Here is a 5,975-nt window from a genome sequence, read left to right as displayed (position 1 = left end):
CCAGAAGGCTGCAAAGCGCTTTTTCAAGAAAGCTTTGCGGTCTTTTCATGTTTCAAAGCCACGTGTTATAACAGTCGATAAGAACCCGGCTTATCCTATAGCAATTGAACAGTTGAAAAAAGAAAAAAGCATACCTGATGGTATGCAACTTAGACAACAAAAGTACTTGAATAACATAGTAGAACAAGATCATCGCTTTATAAAGAAGCGAATCCGTTCTATGCTAGGGTTCAAATGTTTTGACACAGCTACATCCATTCTTTCTGGAGTAGAAGCCATGCATATGATTAAAAAAGAGCAGCTTGATTTACGGGACCAGTCTGTCCAAAATCAGAAAGAATTCATCCATCAATTGTTTGGACTTGCAGCATAAGATACGATTCCGTTAGGAATATATGTGCTTTATTCTCCTGTATTTTATTTTTGCACCAGAATCGTTAATCCAAACAGCTGGTTGATAATGTTTCCACTTAAATAAATTCTCCTTTTCCATACTGATCACACACCTTTTTAGAGTACTAGTATCAGTATGTCCAAGTTTAGAAAATTACTTGCAAGAGTCTTAACATTTTTGCAGCAGAACCAGGTGTCAAGCCTATATTACGGTATGTTTTTCACGATATTGTCTAGGAGTCATGCTAGTGATTTTTTTGAAAACCTTTGTAAAATAACTTTGGTCATTGAAGTTAAGCCAATTACAAATATCTGATAATGGATATGTAGTGAGTGTTAATAATTTTTTGGCTTCCTCTATTCGTTCCTTTTGAATATATTCACTTAAAGGAATCCCCATTTCTTTTTTAAATAATTTAGATAAATAAGTAGGGGTAATATCCAAATGATTAGCGAGTTCATTGAGAGATAACTCATCGTAAGCATTTTTACTTATATGATTTATACATTTAATAATCGTATTTGAATACTTTTGCGCATTGAATTCTTTCACCCGATCTGCAAAAGTACGTAAAGCATCTCCTGACAATCGCTTGACAGAGTCCACGTTATTTAGTTGTTCCATAGTTTGTATGTACAAAAGACTAAGAGAAAAAGCAATATCTGATGGAAGGTTACCATCTATCGCATATCGAGTAGCTAAAGTAATCGCAATAATTCCAAGAATTTTTTGGTTTCTGAGTGAATCCTCTGTTAAAACAAATCCGCCATCTTCTTGCGGAAATGCATACATATATTGTAATAACTCTTTTTTATTTCCTTCTTTGATTGTTGAAAAATATTTATGTACAAATGCCGTGATATGAGTTTCAGGATTACTTTGTTGGCGTTTTAAAATATATAAATCAGGTTCTACAATTTTATAGGCAACTTCCTCTAGTACTTTGTTTTTTTCTAAAACAACATCTCTATCTAACTGTTCATTGAAAATCATGTAATGTAGTAAAATTCCCATATCAATTAAAGTAGTTTTTTTAATCTTAGGTAGGCATTGATAATAGTCTAGTCCTTCTTGAACTTTATCATTTGAGTTAAATTCTTTCCGAATCTTAATGGCCGTATCATCTGATACCTTTGGATATTTAGTGGGACCGATTATAATAGTTCCTTTTATATAATCATGATTTGCTATATGAATTAGGACGAAATTCTCAAGATAACTGTTACTCCTGAAAAGTGGAAAGTTATAGGGATCATTTTCTTGATAGATCCCACTAAGATGTTCTTCTTTAGAAGAATAAAAAGGACTACAAACATCATCAGAAGTAGAATGATATAAGATTTTTTTGTCTGTAGATAAAACGTGAACAGGTACATTAAAGGTTCTATGTACGAGATCACACAAGTATTGTATGTCGATTGAATTATTCATTACCTTCTCCTTTTAAATAGATTAAATGATAAATTTTTACATAGTTCTTGTATAGATTCATAAATTAATTTGTGTAAGGTACAAATAACGACAAAATATTGCTACAAAAGAACGAAATAGTACAATTCACGACAAAATTTTACCATATTCTTTCATGAAAATCATATATTATTTATTTACTAATTAGTATCTAAATATCGAAAGAGGGGGGAAGGTTAAAGATACTAATTATTAAATTTTCCTTGTCTAGAAATAAAAAAATTTATATTTTTAGTTTTGGTAAACGAGGAGCAGTGATTTGTATTAGAAATGATCTAAATACAATGGACAGGAGGAAGAAATAAGGTATGGTGCGTGACGTTAGACAGAAATCGAGTGTACTCGAGGGATTGTCTGGATTAACGATTTAAGTTAGTAACAACTGAAACTGTGAGACCACGGTGGGATACCCGAACAAATCCCATGACTAGATGGCTGTTAATACTCCCCCATGCGTAATTGGTAACGAATGCGTGTGAAGCGGGGTGAAGTCGCATCGAGTAGCTCTAACAGGTGAAGCTGAGGAAAGGTTAAAAATACTGCGAAAGTGATGCGGACAGGGAGCTATATATGGTCAGAATTTGAAGTATCAATGACGAACTGCCGAATGTACGTCTCGTAAATCCGTTCCTAGAAATGGGCACAAATATATTGCCTCCAAAACAAATATCATACGGTTTGTGATGGATAAAGCTAAAGGGTTGCTTTAACTTCTTATGAAGTGGTAATCGGGGCAAAGGCAGGACCTACGTATAGTTATATACCTAGCAGTTTCGGAACGTCAGAAGTTCCTAACGATGTAGTAATAACTTGGGGAACAGCAAACAAACATAAGCTGTGAAAGAGTTATGAATAGGGATGGCAGCGGGGGTGTAATACCAATGAAACTCTGATAATGAGGAGTGGAGGGAAGGCCCCCAGTCTAATGAACAATTGATTTACATAAAGATAACATATTATACGGACTGTTTATTAGATGGAACGCCGTGTGCGATGAAAGTCGCACGCACGGTGTGGGGTGGGGGAAAAGCTGGAGATAACTTCAAAAGTTTACCTATTACCATTATTTCAAAAAAATAACTTCGATTTTTTCAATCATTATGATTTTTATGTTTACCATAGGTCAGAGTTTCACATCTATAATAGCAAATGCACAAGAATTAAATAAAACAGGACTAGTTGATAGTTTTATATTCGATAAAACGGAACTAGGTGTCGGTGAACAGACGAGAATACGCGTTAATTTTAGTGAAAAACCTGGATTGAAAATAAAAACAGGAGACACCTTAATATTAACGTTGCCCCCGGAATTAAAAGGATTCAAAGGAACGATTCCATTGAACAATGAGCAAGGGCAAAATTTTGGTACTTGTCAAATCAATACAACTAATGTGGTATGTACATTTAGTGATGTAGCTGAGAAACTTCTAAATGTTAGGGGGCATTTTTATTTTCAAATTGAAGCAACTCAGGATGTAGCAGCGGGAGAAAAGAAAACAATCAATACGGATCTAGGTACAAATTTAGAGTCTCAAAAAGTAACGATTACTGGTCCAACTAATAATGGGGGGACTAGCCCTGGAACAATGCACTCTAAAGGGGGCAATATTAAACCGGAAGATACCAATATAGTAAATTGGTGGTTAAATATAAATGGTGCAAAACAAAATGTAGATACAGATATTGTTTTGACAGATACTTTGGGACCGGGACAAACACTTAATCAAGATAGTTTCCGTATTGGAGGATTTGCCGCTCCAATGACACCTGAAGCATTCCAAGCCCAAGGTTATGGAACGGTTACTTTTATCGGTGATAATGCGTTTAAAGTTGTGATGAATAAGGAAAAGGCAAGTGGTATTACTTTTGCTTTCTCTTATACATCTACTATAACTGAAAGTGGAAAGAGTCAACCATATTTTGATAATCAATATACGGTTGATTACAAGATTACGAATGAAAATCCTGTATCAACGTCGGGTAGTGCTAGAGTTAACAATATAGATCAGGGCGGCGGTGCACAAGGGGATTTACCTCCTAAAGGAACGTTAAGAATTGTGAAGCACATTGCCGGAGATGAAACAAAATTTATACCGAATGTTTCATTTAACTTATATACAGAGTCAGGTCAGCAAATTGGCGGTACGTATACAACGGATGGACAAGGTATGGTGGAGGTTCCAGATTTAGGCCCAGGTAATTACTATGTACAGGAGATTGCAGGTCCAAACTATTTGGATTTCGATCCGCAAGTAAAAGTGCCTTTTAAAATTGATGCAAATGCTGAAAAAGGCGTAAAGCTTACTATTCCGAATAAAGTGAAAACGATATCTGTTTCAGGAACGAAAACTTGGAATGACAACAATGCAACAGATCGCCCAAGCTCAATCCAAGTAGAGTTACTGCAAAATGGAAATTCAATCAAAACACAAGATGTATCAGCAGCGAATAACTGGAACTATACGTTTGCAGATCTACCAGCATATGATAATGATGGTAATACTTATACGTATACAGTAAAAGAAAAACCGGTAGTGGGATACAAATCGGAAGTAAATGGCTACAACATTACGAATACAAAAGATGCAAAAACATCTGTTTCAGGAACGAAAACTTGGAATGACAACAATGCGACAGATCGCCCAACAACAATCCAAGTAGACTTACTGAAAAATGGTGACGTAATCCAAACACAAGACGTGACAGCAGCAAACAATTGGAATTATACGTTTGCAGACCTAGCACAATATGATGCAAATGGTGTTCCTTATACGTACACAGTAAAAGAACATCCAGTAGATGGATATAAATCAGAAGTTCACGGTTATGACATTACGAATACAAAAGTAGCACAAACAACAGTAGAAGGAACGAAAACGTGGAATGACAACAATGCAACAGATCGTCCAAGTTCAATTCAAGTAGAGTTACTGCAAAATGATAACCTGATCCAAACACAAGAAGTAACAGCAGCAAACAACTGGAACTATACATTTGCGGACTTAGCAAAATATGACGCAAATGGTGTTACTTATACTTATACAGTAAAAGAGAAACCGGTAGCGGGATACAAATCGGAAGTAAATGGCTACAACATTACAAACACAAAAGTAGCGAAATTGACAGTAGAAGGAACAAAAACTTGGAACGATAACAACGCAACAGATCGTCCGAGCTCAGTAAAAGTGGATTTACTACAAAACGGTAAAGTAGTAGATACGAAAGAAGTAACAGCGGCAACAAACTGGAAATATACGTTTGCAGATGTAGAGGCATACGATGCAAACGGAGTAGCTTACACATATACAGTGAAAGAACAACCAGTAGATGGATATAAATCCGAAGTAAAAGGTTATGACATTACGAATACAAAAGTAGCACAAACAACAGTAGCAGGAACGAAAACTTGGAATGACAACAATGCAACAGATCGACCAACAACAATCCAAGTAGACTTACTGCAAAATGGCAACGTAATTCAAACACAAGACGTAACAGCAGGAAACAATTGGAATTATAGGTTTGCAGACCTAGCACAATATGATGCAAATGGCGTTCTTTATACGTACACAGTAAAAGAGCATCCAGTAGCGGGATATAAATCGGAAGTAAAAGGTTATGACATTACGAATACAAAAGTAGCGCAAACAACAGTAGAAGGAACAAAGACGTGGAAAGATGGCAATGCGACAGATCGTCCGAAAACAATCAAAGTAGACTTACTACAAAACGGTCAGGTCATCAATACACAAGAAGTACTAGCAGTAATGGGTTGGAAATATATATTCGCAGATTTACAAGCATACGATGCAAATGGAGTAGCTTATCAGTATGAAGTGAAAGAACATCCAGTAGCGGGATATCAATCTAGCGTAAGCGGTTATGACATTACGAATACAAAAGTAGGCGAAACAAAAGTAGAAGGAACAAAGACGTGGAAAGATGGCAACGCAACAGATCGTCCAAGTTCAGTTAAAGTAGATTTACTACAAAACGGTAAAGTAGTAGATACGAGAGAAGTAACAGCGGCAACAAACTGGAAGTATACATTTGAAAAACTCCAAGCATACGATACAAACGGAGTAGCTTACATCTATACAGTGAAAGAACA

General features: G+C 35.9%; 3 protein-coding genes. 2 read left to right on the top strand and 1 reads right to left on the bottom strand.

Translation table 11 applies throughout. The features are described 5' to 3' along the window. On the top strand, window positions 1-373 hold a 373-nt coding region (locus tag V7038_RS20105), incomplete at its 5' end, for a DDE-type integrase/transposase/recombinase (RefSeq protein ID WP_335695555.1). A 222-nt stretch (window positions 374-595) separates the two neighbouring features. Here V7038_RS20105 and V7038_RS20100 read toward each other — a convergent pair. After that, the gene (locus V7038_RS20100) at window positions 596-1,825 is read right to left on the bottom strand and encodes a helix-turn-helix domain-containing protein (protein WP_335695554.1); all 1,230 of its coding nucleotides are present in this window, start codon (window positions 1,823-1,825) and stop codon (window positions 596-598) included. Window positions 1,826-2,973: 1,148 nt separating this feature from the next. Between V7038_RS20100 and V7038_RS20095 the strand changes: the two genes are divergently transcribed. Continuing rightward, window positions 2,974-5,975 (top strand): Cna B-type domain-containing protein (locus V7038_RS20095; RefSeq protein ID WP_335695553.1); only part of this gene is annotated, 3,002 nt, incomplete at its 3' end.

The organism is Bacillus sp. JJ783, from assembly GCF_036963225.1.
Lineage (GTDB): Bacteria > Bacillota > Bacilli > Bacillales > Bacillaceae_G > Bacillus_A > Bacillus_A cereus_U.
This window is presented reverse-complemented; position numbering and strand designations above follow the sequence as displayed.